This window comes from Sphingobacterium sp. UBA2610 (genome assembly GCF_002339225.1).
Taxonomy (GTDB): Bacteria; Bacteroidota; Bacteroidia; order Sphingobacteriales; family Sphingobacteriaceae; genus Sphingobacterium; species Sphingobacterium multivorum.
On sequence record NZ_DDKA01000032.1, the window covers coordinates 1 to 15,599 of the forward strand.

At 37.4% G+C, this 15,599-nt stretch carries 26 protein-coding genes; 22 read left to right on the plus strand and 4 right to left on the minus strand.

Translation table 11 applies throughout. The features are described 5' to 3' along the window. Window positions 1-214 precede the first annotated feature (214 nt). The 4 genes from B4Z47_RS21020 to B4Z47_RS21035 are packed head-to-tail and all read right to left on the minus strand — an operon-like array spanning window position 215 to window position 1,811. Complete coding sequence (locus B4Z47_RS21020; RefSeq protein WP_286727844.1) at window positions 215-388, minus strand: hypothetical protein; 174 nt, start codon at window positions 386-388, stop codon at window positions 215-217. Between the two features lies 1 nt (window position 389). Continuing rightward, window positions 390-965: a hypothetical protein gene (locus B4Z47_RS21025; protein WP_286727845.1), complete on the minus strand. Its 576-nt coding sequence runs from the start codon at window positions 963-965 to the stop codon at window positions 390-392. Window positions 966-975: 10 nt separating this feature from the next. Next, window positions 976-1,386: a hypothetical protein gene (locus tag B4Z47_RS21030; RefSeq protein WP_286727846.1), complete on the minus strand. Its 411-nt coding sequence runs from the start codon at window positions 1,384-1,386 to the stop codon at window positions 976-978. A 2-nt stretch (window positions 1,387-1,388) separates the two neighbouring features. Further along, on the minus strand, window positions 1,389-1,811 hold the full coding sequence (locus B4Z47_RS21035; protein WP_286727847.1) for a hypothetical protein: 423 nt from the start codon (window positions 1,809-1,811) through the stop codon (window positions 1,389-1,391). Between the two features lie 139 nt (window positions 1,812-1,950). Between B4Z47_RS21035 and B4Z47_RS21040 the strand changes: the two genes are divergently transcribed. The 22 genes from B4Z47_RS21040 (at window position 1,951) to B4Z47_RS21140 (ending at window position 15,582) form a co-directional block, all read left to right on the plus strand. Next, the gene (locus B4Z47_RS21040) at window positions 1,951-2,196 is read left to right on the plus strand and encodes a hypothetical protein (RefSeq protein WP_286727848.1); all 246 of its coding nucleotides are present in this window, start codon (window positions 1,951-1,953) and stop codon (window positions 2,194-2,196) included. Window positions 2,197-2,214: 18 nt separating this feature from the next. After that, a complete protein-coding gene (locus tag B4Z47_RS21045; RefSeq protein WP_286727849.1) occupies window positions 2,215-2,796 on the plus strand; it encodes a response regulator transcription factor in 582 nt (193 codons plus the stop codon). 6 nt (window positions 2,797-2,802) lie between these two features. Continuing rightward, a complete protein-coding gene (locus B4Z47_RS21050) occupies window positions 2,803-3,129 on the plus strand; it encodes a hypothetical protein (RefSeq protein ID WP_286727850.1) in 327 nt (108 codons plus the stop codon). 18 nt (window positions 3,130-3,147) lie between these two features. Further along, on the plus strand, window positions 3,148-3,564 hold the full coding sequence (locus B4Z47_RS21055; RefSeq protein WP_286727851.1) for a hypothetical protein: 417 nt from the start codon (window positions 3,148-3,150) through the stop codon (window positions 3,562-3,564). Window positions 3,565-3,575: 11 nt separating this feature from the next. Continuing rightward, the gene (locus B4Z47_RS21060) at window positions 3,576-3,857 is read left to right on the plus strand and encodes a hypothetical protein (RefSeq protein ID WP_286727852.1); all 282 of its coding nucleotides are present in this window, start codon (window positions 3,576-3,578) and stop codon (window positions 3,855-3,857) included. A 106-nt stretch (window positions 3,858-3,963) separates the two neighbouring features. Further along, window positions 3,964-4,296 (plus strand): hypothetical protein, encoded by a 333-nt coding sequence (locus B4Z47_RS21065; RefSeq protein ID WP_286727853.1) that lies wholly within the window; start codon window positions 3,964-3,966, stop codon window positions 4,294-4,296. Beyond that, window positions 4,293-4,634, plus strand: coding sequence for a hypothetical protein (locus B4Z47_RS21070; RefSeq protein WP_286709551.1), 342 nt, complete (start codon window positions 4,293-4,295; stop codon window positions 4,632-4,634). Before B4Z47_RS21065 ends, B4Z47_RS21070 begins: the two co-directional genes overlap by 4 nt. A 2-nt stretch (window positions 4,635-4,636) precedes the next feature. Beyond that, window positions 4,637-4,984: a hypothetical protein gene (locus tag B4Z47_RS21075; protein ID WP_286727854.1), complete on the plus strand. Its 348-nt coding sequence runs from the start codon at window positions 4,637-4,639 to the stop codon at window positions 4,982-4,984. Window positions 4,985-5,088: 104 nt separating this feature from the next. Further along, window positions 5,089-5,466, plus strand: coding sequence for a hypothetical protein (locus tag B4Z47_RS21080; RefSeq protein ID WP_286727855.1), 378 nt, complete (start codon window positions 5,089-5,091; stop codon window positions 5,464-5,466). Between the two features lie 11 nt (window positions 5,467-5,477). Then, window positions 5,478-5,702, plus strand: a complete 225-nt coding sequence (locus B4Z47_RS21085; RefSeq protein ID WP_286727856.1) for a hypothetical protein — start codon at window positions 5,478-5,480, stop codon at window positions 5,700-5,702. Next, on the plus strand, window positions 5,702-6,130 hold the full coding sequence (locus B4Z47_RS21090) for a hypothetical protein (RefSeq protein ID WP_286727857.1): 429 nt from the start codon (window positions 5,702-5,704) through the stop codon (window positions 6,128-6,130). Before B4Z47_RS21085 ends, B4Z47_RS21090 begins: the two co-directional genes overlap by 1 nt. A 15-nt stretch (window positions 6,131-6,145) precedes the next feature. Next, entirely contained in the window at window positions 6,146-7,024 is an 879-nt protein-coding gene (locus B4Z47_RS21095) for a hypothetical protein (RefSeq protein WP_286727858.1), read from the plus strand. 4 nt (window positions 7,025-7,028) lie between these two features. Beyond that, entirely contained in the window at window positions 7,029-7,217 is a 189-nt protein-coding gene (locus B4Z47_RS21100; RefSeq protein ID WP_286727859.1) for a hypothetical protein, read from the plus strand. 73 nt (window positions 7,218-7,290) lie between these two features. After that, entirely contained in the window at window positions 7,291-10,857 is a 3,567-nt protein-coding gene (gene dnaG / locus B4Z47_RS21105; RefSeq protein ID WP_286727860.1) for a DNA primase, read from the plus strand. A gap of 7 nt (window positions 10,858-10,864) precedes the next feature. Further along, window positions 10,865-11,080 (plus strand): hypothetical protein, encoded by a 216-nt coding sequence (locus B4Z47_RS21110; RefSeq protein WP_286727861.1) that lies wholly within the window; start codon window positions 10,865-10,867, stop codon window positions 11,078-11,080. 10 nt (window positions 11,081-11,090) lie between these two features. After that, window positions 11,091-11,270 carry a hypothetical protein gene (locus B4Z47_RS24770; protein WP_376782387.1) on the plus strand — a complete coding sequence of 60 codons (180 nt, stop codon included), beginning with the start codon at window positions 11,091-11,093 and terminating at the stop codon, window positions 11,268-11,270. Continuing rightward, window positions 11,263-11,760: an RNA polymerase sigma factor gene (locus B4Z47_RS21115; protein WP_286727862.1), complete on the plus strand. Its 498-nt coding sequence runs from the start codon at window positions 11,263-11,265 to the stop codon at window positions 11,758-11,760. Before B4Z47_RS24770 ends, B4Z47_RS21115 begins: the two co-directional genes overlap by 8 nt. Next, a complete protein-coding gene (locus B4Z47_RS21120) occupies window positions 11,757-12,152 on the plus strand; it encodes a hypothetical protein (RefSeq protein WP_286727863.1) in 396 nt (131 codons plus the stop codon). Before B4Z47_RS21115 ends, B4Z47_RS21120 begins: the two co-directional genes overlap by 4 nt. A 5-nt stretch (window positions 12,153-12,157) precedes the next feature. Continuing rightward, window positions 12,158-12,733 (plus strand): hypothetical protein, encoded by a 576-nt coding sequence (locus tag B4Z47_RS21125; RefSeq protein WP_286727864.1) that lies wholly within the window; start codon window positions 12,158-12,160, stop codon window positions 12,731-12,733. A gap of 594 nt (window positions 12,734-13,327) precedes the next feature. Then, window positions 13,328-13,654, plus strand: coding sequence for a hypothetical protein (locus tag B4Z47_RS21130; protein ID WP_286727865.1), 327 nt, complete (start codon window positions 13,328-13,330; stop codon window positions 13,652-13,654). A 107-nt stretch (window positions 13,655-13,761) separates the two neighbouring features. Beyond that, window positions 13,762-14,238: a hypothetical protein gene (locus B4Z47_RS21135; RefSeq protein WP_286727866.1), complete on the plus strand. Its 477-nt coding sequence runs from the start codon at window positions 13,762-13,764 to the stop codon at window positions 14,236-14,238. A gap of 60 nt (window positions 14,239-14,298) precedes the next feature. Beyond that, complete coding sequence (locus B4Z47_RS21140; protein ID WP_286727867.1) at window positions 14,299-15,582, plus strand: S49 family peptidase; 1,284 nt, start codon at window positions 14,299-14,301, stop codon at window positions 15,580-15,582. The last annotated feature ends 17 nt before the right edge of the window (window positions 15,583-15,599 follow it).

Below are 15,599 nucleotides of genomic sequence, written 5' to 3' on the forward strand. Positions count from 1 at the left end.
GATGCTAAACTAGGAAATTTTTAATATTCCCCCAAGAAGTCTGCTTGATCCATAATAGGGGCAATTTAAAAATGAGAAGGGGAGATAGGTTCAAGCTTGCGTATGTATCGTGGATATTTTGAATTTGATGTATAAAAAAAGCTCCTTTGTGTCATACAAAGGAGCTTTTAAGTACGCCAATCAGTTCTGTACCCAGGCCCATGTAATCAAGAAGTTACAAGTCGGTAGTGCCATTTGTGCACGGCAATACTTTGAATCCCCTTACTTCTGCCAATTCCCGAATATCACTGATGTAATCATCAAGCTCTTCTTGAATGGTAGAATATGGCGCGGCTAACTCAAATGTAATCCTAACTTTGTTTCCTTCGTAATCTTCTTCTTCGTTCATATTATAATATGTCTTTTATCTTATTTGACTCCTTTGCATTATTATCAATTCTCTCAGACTCGATAGCGTATTTTGCGAATGTGTCTTGAATAATCATTAAAATTTTGTACTCCTCTTCAGGATACTTGCAAAATCTAAATTCAATTTCTTTGAACCCTGATGACCACGTTGTCGCTAGAAAATTTCCAAGTTTATCACTTGTAAGTTTTGCTGGATCATTAAATACTACAGAAGGTTCTCCATATTTCTCGGAGAGGGATTTGAAAATAGCATCATAATCTTCGCTAAAATTTGAGTATCCAACATAATGCACTCCATGTATAGTTAGCTTGATCAATGAATCTGCATGAAATTCAGGCTCTATCTCTGTAAATCGGAATTTTCCAATTTTATACTCATCAAGCTCTTTAAACTTTGGAAGTATAGTATCAATTTTTTTATAATATTCACTTTTGCGGACACCAAAATCTATGCTACCAAAAGCCTTTCTATTAATGTCTAAATGATCATTAGAACAAGAGAATAGAATAAAAATTAGATATGATAATCCGAATAATAAAAGTATTCTTAGGGTCATTATTGGAAGATTAATCATAAAGCTTATCATCCATTTTGAAATCGAGATATTGAATTTTTTCAGGTATTATAGATGATAATCCTGAAAATACTCCCCCAATATGGATAGTAATGTATTTTCTATTTTCATTGAGAGGAAGGATGAGACGCAATTTCTCTCCAGCTTTAACTTTAATTTCTTGATTGTAAACATATCGATATCCGTCTTTTTCGGCTTGCTGGGATGTTGGTTTTATATCATCGCCAGAGGCTATTTTTTGCTTAGAGTCAATATTAATTACTTCATATTTTGTTGTCGATATGTTTGAAGTGAACGTTAGGACTTTTTTAAATAGTTTCTCTTCATCAACCGTATTTTTTTCTTTACTACATCCTAATAGAAAGAGCACAAACAATAACGGTATATAACAATGTTTTCTCATAATTAGGTTAATTTAAATCCCCTTGTTTCAGCCTCTCTTTTCACAACTGAGATCAACTCAGATAAATTAGCACTCACACTCTCTATTGAACCTTTAACATTAAGAGCAATTGAAATTAACTCAGGAGTTTCTCTTTGATTATTGGCAATGCCACTTTGTTCATGATCTAAATATTCTTTATGAAGAAAATTTTCATACTCTTTGATTTCGGGAGTTTTTTCATGCAGCCATTCGACATATTCAGTTATGAAATCCCGCTTCATTATTTTTGACGCCCTCGCTAACTGTTCCATAGGAATGTGTTCTTTTCCAAATAGGTTAGCTAAGTTTCTGAGCGTCATGCCCATATCGTTGGCAAAGTCTTCCTGAGTCATACCTGACTGGCGAATACTATCTTTAATAACTATTCCTATCGGTTCCTTCATACTACAAAAATCTGAAAAATTATTTCATTGAATATCAATTTGATATGAATATTAAATTCATTATTTATGAATATTACTTGCATATTATTTGCAAACATTTCATATTTGTGAAGTCAAAATTCATAAAATCAAACAGGATATGAAATCGCAATTAAGTACTAAGTATCTAAATAAGTTAAAGGCTGCGCTACCCACCGATGGTATGGATCGAATCGCAGAGAAGCTGGACGTTAGCTTAGCTACTGTGAGCAGAGCTTTGAGTGGCAAAGGAGGAAAAAGAGTTAATCAAGTAGCCGAAGCTGCAATTGATATAATCAAAGAAGATCGCGAGAAAATCAAAAGCCTTGAGCAAAAAATTGATTCTTTAGATATACTTCCTGCCTAGTTGTAAAACTTCTTACACATGATCCCTTTAAAAGTCATTAACCAAGAACTTCCTGCCGGTATTGAAGATAATGGATACGAATTTTTCTGGTCGAATCGTGATCAGGTTCTGAAGTGTACGCACGCTGGTAGAGTTTGGATCTGGGGAGATTTCCCTCAGGATGCGATCGATATAGTTTGTGAAGACATGGCTGCGCATCCGGAAGTTATTCTAGATATCCGGGATTGGAATGTGACTGATAAAGAGGAGATGATCGCTCTTTATATCTTTTGCAGATTTGGTAAGTACGACACGGAGCCCGATATACATGCAAATGGGACTATTGGTTATGCCGAATATTTTGACTGTGGAAAGCGTGGTACCTGTAAATACGAAGGTAGGATCTGCACGACACTTAAGGTCGAGAACGGAGAATTGACAAAGCGTGAGCTGGAGACATTAAAGCTAGTAGCAAAGGGCAAATTGAATAAGGAGATCGCGGATATCATGGATATTTCCGAGCACACCGTAAATTCTCATATAACCAATATACAGCAGAAGGGGAATTTCTTCAAAAAATACGAAATGATCCTATTTGCTAAAGACAAGAACTTAATCTAAAAACCAATGAAAATAGAACTTTCAAACGGTAACTGTGCATGGAGCATAGTTTATGGCCAATCGCACAAAGACTTTTCAAAATGTCTCAATGAAATGCATGAGCTGGTTAAGAATTCTACTCAGCAAGGCTTAAAAGTTAGTCCTAAAGAGGAAACGCTGTCTATTGTGACATGTTGGAAAAATGAAACCGTTGTTGCTCGTATTGATATCACGGGTATTTCTAGAGGCAGAAAGAAAAGAGCTCTGGACAATCTTCAAAAATTTCATCCGGGATGTGTGATCGGAAAATTCACAGCATTCGTTTCACCGGCTCCAGCTGTAACCTTTGTCTAACCATTAACCTAAATAGCCATGATTAACGCAACAATTGACAGGTCACGCGGCGAGGTGATATTAAAATATCCTGCGCTATGCCATAGAAAGGACGAGGTTGTTAAATTTTACTCAAATCAGCAGGCTGTCAACATTTGGTCGATACGTCAAAGAGTTTTTATCAAAGATGTTCTCGCAAAGTTTATGAAGCAGCGGCAGTATGCGCTTTCTGTTCACATGACTGCACGACAAGATATTGCTTTGAGAAAAATTGATTTTGTGCTGCGAACCTATTACGAAAAGGATTCCCTCAAAACATTGGTGAAAAAAGTGCTTATGTTGGAATCGGATATCATAGAAATCGCACCTAGTCCTAAATCGCGCTTTTATGAGCATTATGTAACTGTCATTGTCTGCCTTTTCAACTGGTGCAGATGGTATTTGAAACAATTTTAAAATTATAAATAATGATAATTCCAGAAAAGTATAAAGAGCTGGTAGGTACGAAACAATCATTTTCAGGAGGATTGTTTTCCGGCAAAGTTGATCTTCCTTTAAAAGAATATGATGTGCTTGATATCAGATTAAGTTCAGCTCAAATCGTAAACTGTGAGGAGATGAGAACTACAGGTAAATCAAGTTATAAGCATCCCGCCTTTGAGCTCTTGCTCAAGACTGAAGGAATGAAAAGAAGTCGATGGACACGTCCATTTGCAATCCAGGAGATTAACCTTAATGATCTAAAATAGAATTAGCACGGGCAAGACGACCTGAAACGTTCTTTGATTCGCCCTTAGTTTTCGGTGTCCTGATCAGGTCAAGGATTAAAGTAAAATATAGTAATAGAAGAATAGAATGGAAACAAGAATTATTAATTGGTCGCTAAATGGTGATCTGTCCATCGGATATTTCGAAGGATTAAAAATGGCTTACGACATGGGTTTAAATCGTGCGAAAGCAAAGCGTTTAGAAGAGAAGTACCCGGAAATGGTTCAGGTATCTTTTATTGAGGTATATGTTCGGTACAATATTTTGGCCCGGGTTGATGTCCGTCATTTGGACGAGCTCCAGATCGAGCAAGAAAAGAAACGTCTTTCTGATAAGTTTCAAAACAATTGCTCGCTTGCTCATTACTGCCACTATCAGGAAGAAGGTTTTAAGTTGGATTATTTTGAGGAGGTGATATGAAGAAGTGGTGTTTAGTAGAAAGAGATGGAAAGCTTGAGAGCTTTATACAAGTAGTAAATAGCTCCATGTCAATTTTGTCTGCTTGGGTAACTGAAAGTCAAAATAAGTACCCAGATAGCTTCGAAAAGAACCGATACCGCTATACGATCGAAGACGAGGCAAAACAAGTAATTGAATGTCATAACTACCCTGAAATGGCTCTGTTGGCGAGGGTAAAAGTTTCTCATAATACATTCGACGAGCAAACTGCAGAGTTTAGACGCCTGCGCAAAAAATACCCAAAATGTTCTGTTGGCTATAGCCAATGGCGTCCAGGTCTCACATATTTTGAAAGTTAATCATGGCTAAAAGAATTTACGAATTTGACTACCAGTGCGGTGATGCCAGTTGCATTATTGAGGTAGATACCCAAATTTTTACTAAAGAAATAGCTATGGAAGCATTGACCTTCTTTGATTGGGATTGGGATAAAGAAGCCGATATCATTTCTGAAATTGTCAAAAAGTATGCGCTGCGCATTTTCCAAATATCCTCCTCAGCAAACTATTCATTAAAAGGGATTATCCAAAGTTTCAATGATCATGAGGGCTTTGTGCCATTCGGTAAAACTTATGGAATGCAGCTGAAGGAGTTTGAAAAGTACGAGTTCGCAGAATATTGTTTGGACTTTAAAATGACGGAGGAATAACTATGCATTTTTTAATTTTTTTAACAACTGTAATTGCCTTATGCTTTATGCTATGGTTTGACGGGCAACAAAATAGTACTTACAAAAGAAAAAAGAGGAAGTAAATGGAAGAATATCTATTAATGAAGTTCGATTTACAATACTTCGAACAATTACGCTGGATGGCCCAGGTATGCAGTTACTGTTATCGTGAAACCGGGAATAAATTTTCCATTCAAATTAATGGATCAAAAGGTTATTTGAGCAGCATTGAAGTATTATGTGAGGGAGCTCAGAAGCCAGGAGCTAACGTGATTTGTTTAGAAAAATTTATGACTAAGTCAGGTAGGTTAGTAAAACGTAAATATGTGTACATACTATATTCTGAGGATAATGGTGTCAGGTGCTCGGTCGGAGGGAAAAACTTAGAAAAATATGCTACGGAGGAAATGCTCCAGAAGATAAGAGACAGGAGGTATAAACTATCGGTAAAAAAAGGATAATTACAACTTAAATGGAAATTATAACAAACGAATACCAGCACATATTCCAAAGCACCGATGGCTATGGAGTATTTCAAATAAGGATTTTAAATAATCTAGGTCAATTACAGATGCATACTTCGATGAATGACTGGGATCATGAGGTGTTTGCAGATACAAATATTCAAGAAATTACAATGCTTCGCGATATGCTTACAATGGCTATCGACGCAGAACTTGAAAGGAGGGGGCAATAGTGGATATCAAAGCTACACTTTCGAGGATCTACAGAAAGATCAAGCATATCAGTTCGACTGATATTCCAAAGGATTTTAATGAGGAATATGCCAAAGGCTTCGAACATGCAACCAAGTTATTGAGTATTGCAATGGTTCACGAGTTTGGAAATTATGTCCAGATAGAGGAGAACAAAGCCCAGGTGATCCGTGATCTGAAGAAGAAGATTGACGGACTTGAACGGAAATGTTTGGGACAAAAGCTGGATATCCAAAAAATGGAAGCCCTGCTCAATCGGACATCAACGATCACATTAAGTAACAGTAAGAAGAAGAAGATTTTCCGGGCAGTAGCAACGATCACCGGTCAACCTTATGAATATTTTAAAGAGCAGTTTATTGAATTGCTTGACGGAAAGCTTATTAAAAGTAAAAATCTAAACAAATAAATTAACTAAATAATTATGAGAAATTTCTTAAAAACTTGTTTTATGCTCATGATCATCATAGGCGTTGTAGGCGGAACCTACGGGATTTACAAAATGATTGTAGGAAACTACGCTATAAATGATCCATTTACTTTCGGATTTATTTTGATGGCCTACATTATATTAGTTACCGGTGCATTTGTCGCAACAAAGAGAATCTGGACGCTATTGATCATTGGATCAGTGATCACTTCGCAATCTTGTAATTATGCCAAATCCAATCAACAGGTCGTTGTCTCTGAGGATTGCGGAATGACTTGGAAAAAAATCAATGCCGGAGAAGCTGTACCGAAAGGCGGTTTGAATATGTGCTATATGAAAGTTGTGGTTCCAAATTTCCCAATGCAAGGAGAAGCGACTTTCATTTCAAATCTAAAGGATAAGGTCCGCGCCAATGTACATATCGACTATGATTATTCAATTATCGATGCGCTCGCATTTATCAAACAAGCGAAATTTTTAGGTAAGGCCAATGTCGATGCTGATAACGAGGAAGCAATTGGCAAATCGTTCGAAATGGCTGAGAATATGGTGATCGATAAAAGGATCAAGGATGTCGCCAAACGTATATTTTTCGATGAGGATATCGTCGAGCTCGACCAATCGGAAATCGAAAATCATCTACTTGCCGAAAGTAATAAAGTACTGGAGCAGCTGGGTGTCCATCTAAATTTCATTACACTTTCATTCGACCTCGATGAACAAACACGGCAAGCTATTGACGTTTCGACAGCAATGAAAATCTATGAATCGAAAGGGTTAACCGATCTTGGAAAACAATTAATGTCCCAAAGAGCTGGAGCTACTAAAATCACCATTGAGAATAAAACTGAAGCAATTAAAGCAGAAAACTAAAGCTATGAATGATAGGCCCAGCATAAAAGTTTTTAGACAGGTATCGGTCGAGGATCGTTTACCAGAGCTAGGTGCAGAATACATCACTTGTTTTATATCGCCAACAGCTGGTGCCAGTACATTTACTAAAGTGAATGAAAAGGTACTTGAAGTTTTAACAGAGCGATATATGTACTGGCTTGAAGAAATTTAAAAGTCATCATCATCAAATAACATGATCATTTTCCTCATTAAAATACTTGCAATTATAATTCAATTAAAAATCCATGATAACTCAAGAAAGTATAGATAAAATATTAGATGCCACTAGAATAGAAGATGTAATTGGCGAAGTAGTAACATTGAAGAAGAAAGGATCTAACTTCCAGGGATGTTGTCCATTTCACGATGAAAACACACCCTCTTTTGTGGTTAGTCCTTCTAAACAAATGTACAAATGCTTTGGCTGTGGTGCAGGAGGGAATGTGGTTACTTTCTTGATGGAGAATGGCCGGCTGGAGTTTCCGGATGCGATACATAAGCTCGCTGCCAAATATTCAATGACGGTAGAGGAGACGCTTGCCAATGAAGAGGATAAGGAGGTTAAGGAAAAACGTGCGACGATGGTTGACCTTAACAGATTTGTTCAGAAGTCGTGGGTTAATAATATTCTTGGTTTGCCGATCAACCACTGGTCGACAACATATCTTTTGGAGCATAGAAGGCTTTCCATGGATACAATTGTGGAGTGGCAGATCGGATATTCACCAGATGCCATGAAATCGATCACTCCACATGTGCTAAACAACGGCCAATATGCGATTGCTGAAGAACTTGGTTTGGTAAAAAAGAACGACAATGGAAACGTTTATGACACCTTTATCAACAAGATCATTTTCCCAATCCATAATGATCGGGGTGAAATAATTGCTTTTTCCGGCAGAAAAAACGATGATGGTAAGAAGGAGACTCCAAAATATATAAATTCCAAAACCTCTTTACTATACAGAAAGGAAGAGGTTTTATTCGGCCTTTGGTTTGCAAAACAGGAGATACGGAAGAAAAGGTTTGCAGTACTGGTCGAAGGAAACATCGATGTGATCATGATGCACCAAATGGGTATTCGTAACACGGTGGCCACTTGTGGTACGGCTCTTACGGAGAGCCATGCACAAAAGCTAGCAAGGCATTGTCAAAACGTAACTATATTTTTTGATGGTGACGATGCAGGGCATAAGGCTACTTTAAAGTCAATCGATATCCTTATATCAGCCGGCCTTCGTGTAAATGTTGCGCGTCCGGATAAAGAGGACGATCCGGATACGCTGTGTAAAGTATTAGGTAGTGAGCTGCTTCCGAAAGATGGTGAAATGCCTGTAAAAGGATTGGAAGGCCGTAAAAATCCTATTGACGAGTGGTTGGAAAACCATACTCAAGATGGTGTGATGTGGAAAGCGATGTATCTTTTGGATCATGCGAAGGACGATATCCATTTGAAGGATCAGGCATTGGCCGATATCGCAATGACGATTTCCCTTGAGCAATCGGACTATTTACGTGAGAGCTATATAGAGCGAATTTCTAAAGCGAAGAAAATGAAGCTCGGAACCTTGACAAAACGTGTTGAGAGTTTGATCGAAGAGAGAGTGATACAAGAGGAAAGGAAACAGGATCAAGAGTCTATATTACCGTCATGGATAAATAAGGAAAAATTCTATACACTAGGTTTTGACTCTAAAAAAGACGGCATTCAGCATACTGGTATTTATTTCCATATGGGAGACAAAGGAGCAAAACAGCTGACAAATTTTATTATCAAACCTTTGATCCACGTTTATTCGAAAGATGAAAATGCCAATAGGCGTTTGACTGAAGTCGATAATGGTATATCAAAAACAGTTTTAGAACTACCCTCCAAAGCTTTTACGTCCGTCGATCAGTTTGAATCGATATTAATGAATGAGGGTGTATACTTTCTGATGGATGGCTTTGCAAAATCTCAATTGAATAAGCTTAAATCAGTTTTATTGAGGGAGTACCCGAAATGCTTTGAGCTGAAAACACTGGGGTGGCAACCTGAAGGGTTTTGGTCATTTTATAACCGGGTTTATCATAATGATTCTCTTCACACATTTAATGAATATGGTTTTACTGATGTTAATGGAACCAATTACTTATCGATGGCAGCCAGTTCCTTGGCTAATGAGGTCCGGGCTGAAGATGACATTTATAAAAATGATCGTTATCTTTCCTGGTCACCGGCACCATTTACATTTTCAGAGTGGGCAGAGATGTTTGTCGGTGCTTATGGCCTAAATGCATGGACTGGGTTAATGTTTGTTTTTGTCTCCATTTTTCGTGATATCGTTTACGCTCTTAATTCTTCATGTCCTCACTTTTATGTTTATGGTTCCGTTGGTTCAGGTAAATCAGTTTTTGCCGAATCAATATGTAATCTTTTTTTTAAGGAAATGCCTTTCTTCAATTTGAATCACGGTACCGACTTTGCATTCTTCTCGAGAATGGAACGCTTCCGCAACTGTCCTGTTGGATTCAATGAATTTGACGAGAATACGATCAAACCAGAATGGTTTGGCGGAATCAAAGCTGGATTTGACGGTGAAGGCAGGGAGAAGGGTTCAATGACTAAGAAAAAGAAAACCGAGGTTCAGGAGATTTACTGCACGCTAATTCTTATTGGTCAATTCTTATCAACGAAGGATGATGCTTCTGTTTTATCTAGGTCTATTCCAGAGCAAATATCAGCGACGAACAGAACGCAAGCACAGATTGATAATTTTAACCGGTTGAAAGCATGGGAGAAAAAGGGATTAAGTGGAATTTTAGTTGAGCTTCTTCAGTATCGTTCATTGGTGGAAAGCAAATATGCTGAGTTTTATGCTCAAGAGTTTAAAAAATTATCGCAGGCCTTCGAAACAATAGGTGTTCGCGTTAAAAGCCGGATTCAACAAAACTTTTGTACGATGTTGACTTTTCGCAAGTTGCTCGATGGGATGATTGACTTCCCATTTTCTTACGATGAATTCTTTAATCATGTTAAGCGATCCATTATTTCATTGTCTCAGCGGATTACTGAATCTGATTCTTTGGCTACTTTTTGGAAAACCTTAGAATTTTTACTTGAACAGGATATGATCACGGATGGTTGGGATTTCAAGATTGACGTTAGGGACTCGGTACCTTTAATTATATCACGGGCCGACGTTGGGGAAGATGGTAAAAATACGCGTGTAAAGACTTTTGAAGAGCCTAAGAAGCTTCTCTATATAAGGATGACAAATATCCATCCATTGTATATGAACGCTACTCGTCAACAGACTGGAAAAACAGGTCTAAATAGCGAAACAATTACAAATTTCATGAGGGAACAGGAATCGTATATAGGTACGATAAAATCTACAGTTTTCAAAAAGAAGAATGGATCCTCCACTCCATCTAGTGCCTTTGTCTTTGATTATGACATGATGAATCTGAACCTAGAACGCGAGGTGGCTCCTTTAGGAGTTCAGCGTGTTATCAATGGAGCAGTAAGATATAAAGACGCAGCTATCGTTGAGACGCTTGGAGAAACTAAAGTATCATGGATAATGGAAATTGATGAATCATATGAGAAAGAAGGTTTTATGGTAGAAAAAATTATCCAAGTCTCTTGTTTCTCACGAAAATTGGATGAGGTTCGTCGGTTGACTGCAGGGACGCCAATCAAAGTTGAAGGACTATATACTGAATATACAGCTGGAGACAAACGTAGAGGTACCATGCTAGTCGAAAATATTGAATTTACTGAAGGCCCATCTGTACCAGTACAGGATCAGGTGGAATTATTTAATTAAGAGGACGATGAAAAAGGATGGCTTAAAAAAAGGTGGTTTAAAACAATCAAGGCTTAATTATTTGTACCGAATGGTTAGAGAAGCAGGTTTTACGATTGATCCAGGACTCAGGGAAATTGACGTTTATCCTTATCAATCTTTTAAGGAGATCCCAGTTGGTCCAAGGTACTATGTTGGCCAATTAATAAAAGCAGGATTTAACGTCCAAATGAAGATTAGATAATAAAATTAAAATGGTTTCCCGTAAACTCTTAAAAAAGCAGAAGAAAGAAATTATAGAACTTTTCTATACTGGCGAATATATGCTTAAAGAGTTAGCGAAAAAATATAATGTTAGTGAGAGCAGTATCAGTTTATTGATCACTGCCCATATGAAAAGTAGACAATTTACAACCAAAGAAAATAATGATTGAACAATATTTAGCGAAAGCTCCAAAACGCTTTCTTGGCTATGCAATAAACCTTACAAAAGATATCGATGATGCCAATGACATTATTCAAGAAGCTATTATATCAATATGGCGATCACGCGATCGTACAAATGATCTTACCGATGGCTATTTTAAATATGTCCTTAAGCAAAAGCTTGTAGACTTGATCAGAAAGCGAAAGAAAAATATGCAGCTGCTATTGGATGGAGAACCAATAAGCCATAACGATGCGCTCACTAAGATGTATTTAGCTGAGCTAGATCAGATCGTAGATGCAGCAAATCCTTTACATCGGGATATTTTCCGGCTTAATATGGCCGGTTACAAATTTCGTGAGATTGCCGATATGTTGAATATCCCTGAAGGAACTGCTGTTGGATCGATGCGATATATTAGAATAAGAATTAAAACAAAATTGCTTGGATATGGAAAAGTTGATCCAAGATATATTTCAGACCATAATAAATTATGAAAACAAAAATAGAGTACATTAAAGCAATACATATTGTTCCTAGCAACCTAGAACATATAGCTAAAACTGGTGAAATAAATGGGAGTCTGTTGATCTCGTTAGAAAAAGCTTTTGATGATTTCTTTTACGAAAAAGAAAAAGCTGTTTTAAAGAAATCCATAAATACATTGGACGAGTCTCTCAATCTATTATCTAAAATAATTGATCGTTCGGTTATTGATGAAGATAGCCTCAAGACCTATAGAGAATTGACTGGTGAAACCGCCAGATTAAAAGAATACATTCAATTTCCTTTTGATCCGGCTAAGGAGAAGGATTTAGCTTCGAATATGGTCAGAAAAAGGATGATCCCATACATTCCACATGAAGATCGTACAAACTTCTCGAGATAGAAACTATGAAAAAAGGTATTGATTTAATTAAAGAAAAAAGGGAAGGTCATTTCTATAGTGATCATAGACCAATAGATGATCTCCAGTATGGCGATGGTAGCCTATTGAAAGTAGCAATAACATTGCTTACTGGGGATGCTAATCTTTGGCCATCGAGTTGGCCGGAAGAAGTTTTGAACAAGTTGGTGAATATGGGAGAAGTGGAAAGGTTATCTGAAGCAGCTGCTTTTATAGCTGCTGAAATCGATAGGCTTAATTTTGACCAGAATGTCAACTATTATTGTGGCATTGATATGGATGTCTCCTATAGTGGCATAGTAGACATAATTCAGGGCGATGTATCTATCGCTAAAGAGAAAATGTTGGAACTTATCTCAGTCTATTTTAGTACTGTTAAGGAGAAAGAAATGGTTGATAAAGAACTGAGAGGTGTGAAGTTTAGTTTTACACATGTAAAACAAGGACTTTTTCATATATGTAATTATATGGATTTCAATCTACCCTTAGTCATCAATTCAGGAGATGAATGTTATGAAATAGATTCCGATTACAACATTGAAAAGAAACTCAATGTACTTTAGTGTAAGAAGCCAATCGTCCTGATTGGCTTTTTTGTTTGCGAATAATGGAGAAATTGGGAAGTATATGACATAATGTAAAGCTGCTGTTCCAATCGTTCCAATTGAAAAAGGCCATTAAAGACCTAATTTCTCATTATTTTCCAACTGTTCCAATTTTATGATTATTTCCGGTCATTTTCCCCAACCTGCGATTCTCAGCTGAGAGGGCAGATTTTGTTAGTTAATAAACAAAAAAATAACAAACGGTTCAAATGCATTAAAAAGTGTTCCAATCGTTCCAATTGTTCCAAAAGTTTATTCAAATATATTTAAAGCTATATTTTATTAAAAAAACCTATTGGAACAGATTGGAACAGTAGGAACACATTGGAACATTGGAACACTTTTAACGGTTTTGATGTGATCTGAAAGCAAAACAAGATATTTTTATGCATGATCGTTGAAATACCAATTTTAGTAACCGAGGTAAATAAGTATTATCTAGCTTCAAAGTTTGATGTTGATCCTTTCATTTTGACCAAAAAAAACATCTTTGGAATTTTCCTACTAAACTCATTATGCAAAAAGAAAAACTTGCCGATCAATAATCAGAGAATGGATATCACGAAGTATGATCATTCCATCACGGTTCAGATTACGGAGCGAGCATTTAAAAACAGTGGCTATTGTGTACCCAACAAAACGCTAATTGATTTTAACAACATGGTAAGATTTATGTTCCTGGACGAATTTCATACTTACATGGATTTCCATGTTACTTACAATCGCTCCCAGATCAGACAATGCATAATAGACTTTATGCGCAAGTGTAATCTTCATGAAGATATCATTGGGATACGTACCTTAGAAAAGGACTATGAGCGATATCGTGATCGCCAAAACGAAATCTTGGGTAATTTCTTCAAAAAATCGATTGCCTAATTGGTTGTGACTTTTAAATGACAAAAAAGTAGGGTACAAAAGTGTCGCAAAATTTGACACTTTTTTATTGTCGTTTCCTCTGTCTATTAAATTTTAACCTTTGAACTATGATAAAGAATTTTCCAAATCGTCCGATCTTAAATCCTGGTGGGTTAGGATCTTTCTATTTTGTACCAAAACATGAAATATCCAAACTTCCTCGAGTGAGTAATGGTATGGCACAGCAGCAGGTAATATTTAAGGATTCGAACTATTGGTACCTAGGTTATGCGTCTTCTGATTCGCTTGAATTTGGTGAAAAATATCAGACTTCAGACAATGGAGGGTATTTCGATACGAGTATAGATGGCGCTTATCCAGGTGACTCTTCGGAAGTTCTCGAGCTCTTTAAAAGTATGGGTAATTTTACTATACGCTATGTTATTGTATTTGTTGATCTCTTAGGTAAGCAACGAATTGCCGGACTCGATGGGGATCTCTTTTTTACGTACAGCTTTTTATCAAAGGAGAAAAGATACTCCTATTCTTTCGAGGGAAAATGTCTTGAAAGTGCACCTATATACCCTTATATTATCAATTTATAGTCGTTTCCAAGCAAAAAAGCCGATCAATCTTTGTGCTTAACAAATTGATCGGCTTTTTTAATGAATGGTTTCAATGTAATTTCTTCAATTCTTAGATCATCGTGGCTTCTGGATGAATCCTGGATCGACGCTAACTGGAGTTTGATCCAAATGCTCTTGAATGGTGAGTCAGTCACATTCAATTCTCAAACTCCAAATAATCTCATTCTTGATCCAAGCTTAGCGAGACACAATTATCGTGATGGCTGGTCCAAAGCAAGTAAGGGGTCGACGGCACTCTATGATCTGAGGGGGCCAATTATGCATTATGGTTTTTGTGGTGATGGAACGCATGAGCTCCATAGCGCATTTAATGAAGCCGAAAATGCGACAAATATTACTTCTCATTTTTTCCTGATCGATTCTCCAGGGGGACAAGCTGATGGTGTGCTTGAGTTTATGCAGGCAATTATGGCCTCTGGGAAACCGAGTCTAAGTTATGTCAATGGAGGTATGGCAGCAAGTGGAGGTGGCTTTATCGCTGCTGCTGCAGACGCTGTTTTTGCATCTTCCAAATTATGTGAAATCGGCAGTTTTGGCGGCTATTCTACTTTACTTGATGCTACTGAACGTGAACAAAGAGAGGGTGTTAAGCGGATTGTTATTAAAGCGAAGCAGTCTAAGGATAAAAATACAGTCTATGAACTGGCAAAAGCTGGCGACAAAAATGCGCTTGCTGAATTGGAGGATCGCATTTCCCTGGTTACGGGTGAACTCTTAGACGCTGTAAGACTGGGTCGTGGAGATAGACTAAAAAATGACAACTGGGCTACTGGCAAAATGTATTTCGCTGATGAAGCCCTTGAAATGGGTATCATTGACGGTATAGGAACAATGGATGATGCACTTGCGCATCTCCGATCACTTACTTCTAGCAAGAAAACTAAAAATTTTAATATGAACAAATTTAACAATGTGGCTGCATTGGCTTCTGTTGAAGCTGAAGGAGCTCAAGCTGCTTTGGATTTGGCTAACGCTGATCTAACAGCAGCTGGTATTACGGACTTTACGATCGTTGAGCAATCTGTGATCGATGAAGGCGCACGCGTGACTACGGAACTGGAGACGGCCAACGCCTCTTTAGCTACAGCTAATACAACTATTGCTAATCAGGAAGCAACAATACAGGCGAATCAGGCGCGTATCAAAACTTTAGAAGGCGTTATTGCCAATCGTGCTAAAAATGATCCTGCAACAAAGTCTAAATCTGCAAAGGAGTCAACCGAGAAACCAGAAATAGAAGAGAAGGAAGAGACTGTTGTCGCTGCTCACAATCAGATCGCTGATCGCGGATTTTTTGGTTAGTAAAAATTAAGTGTTTA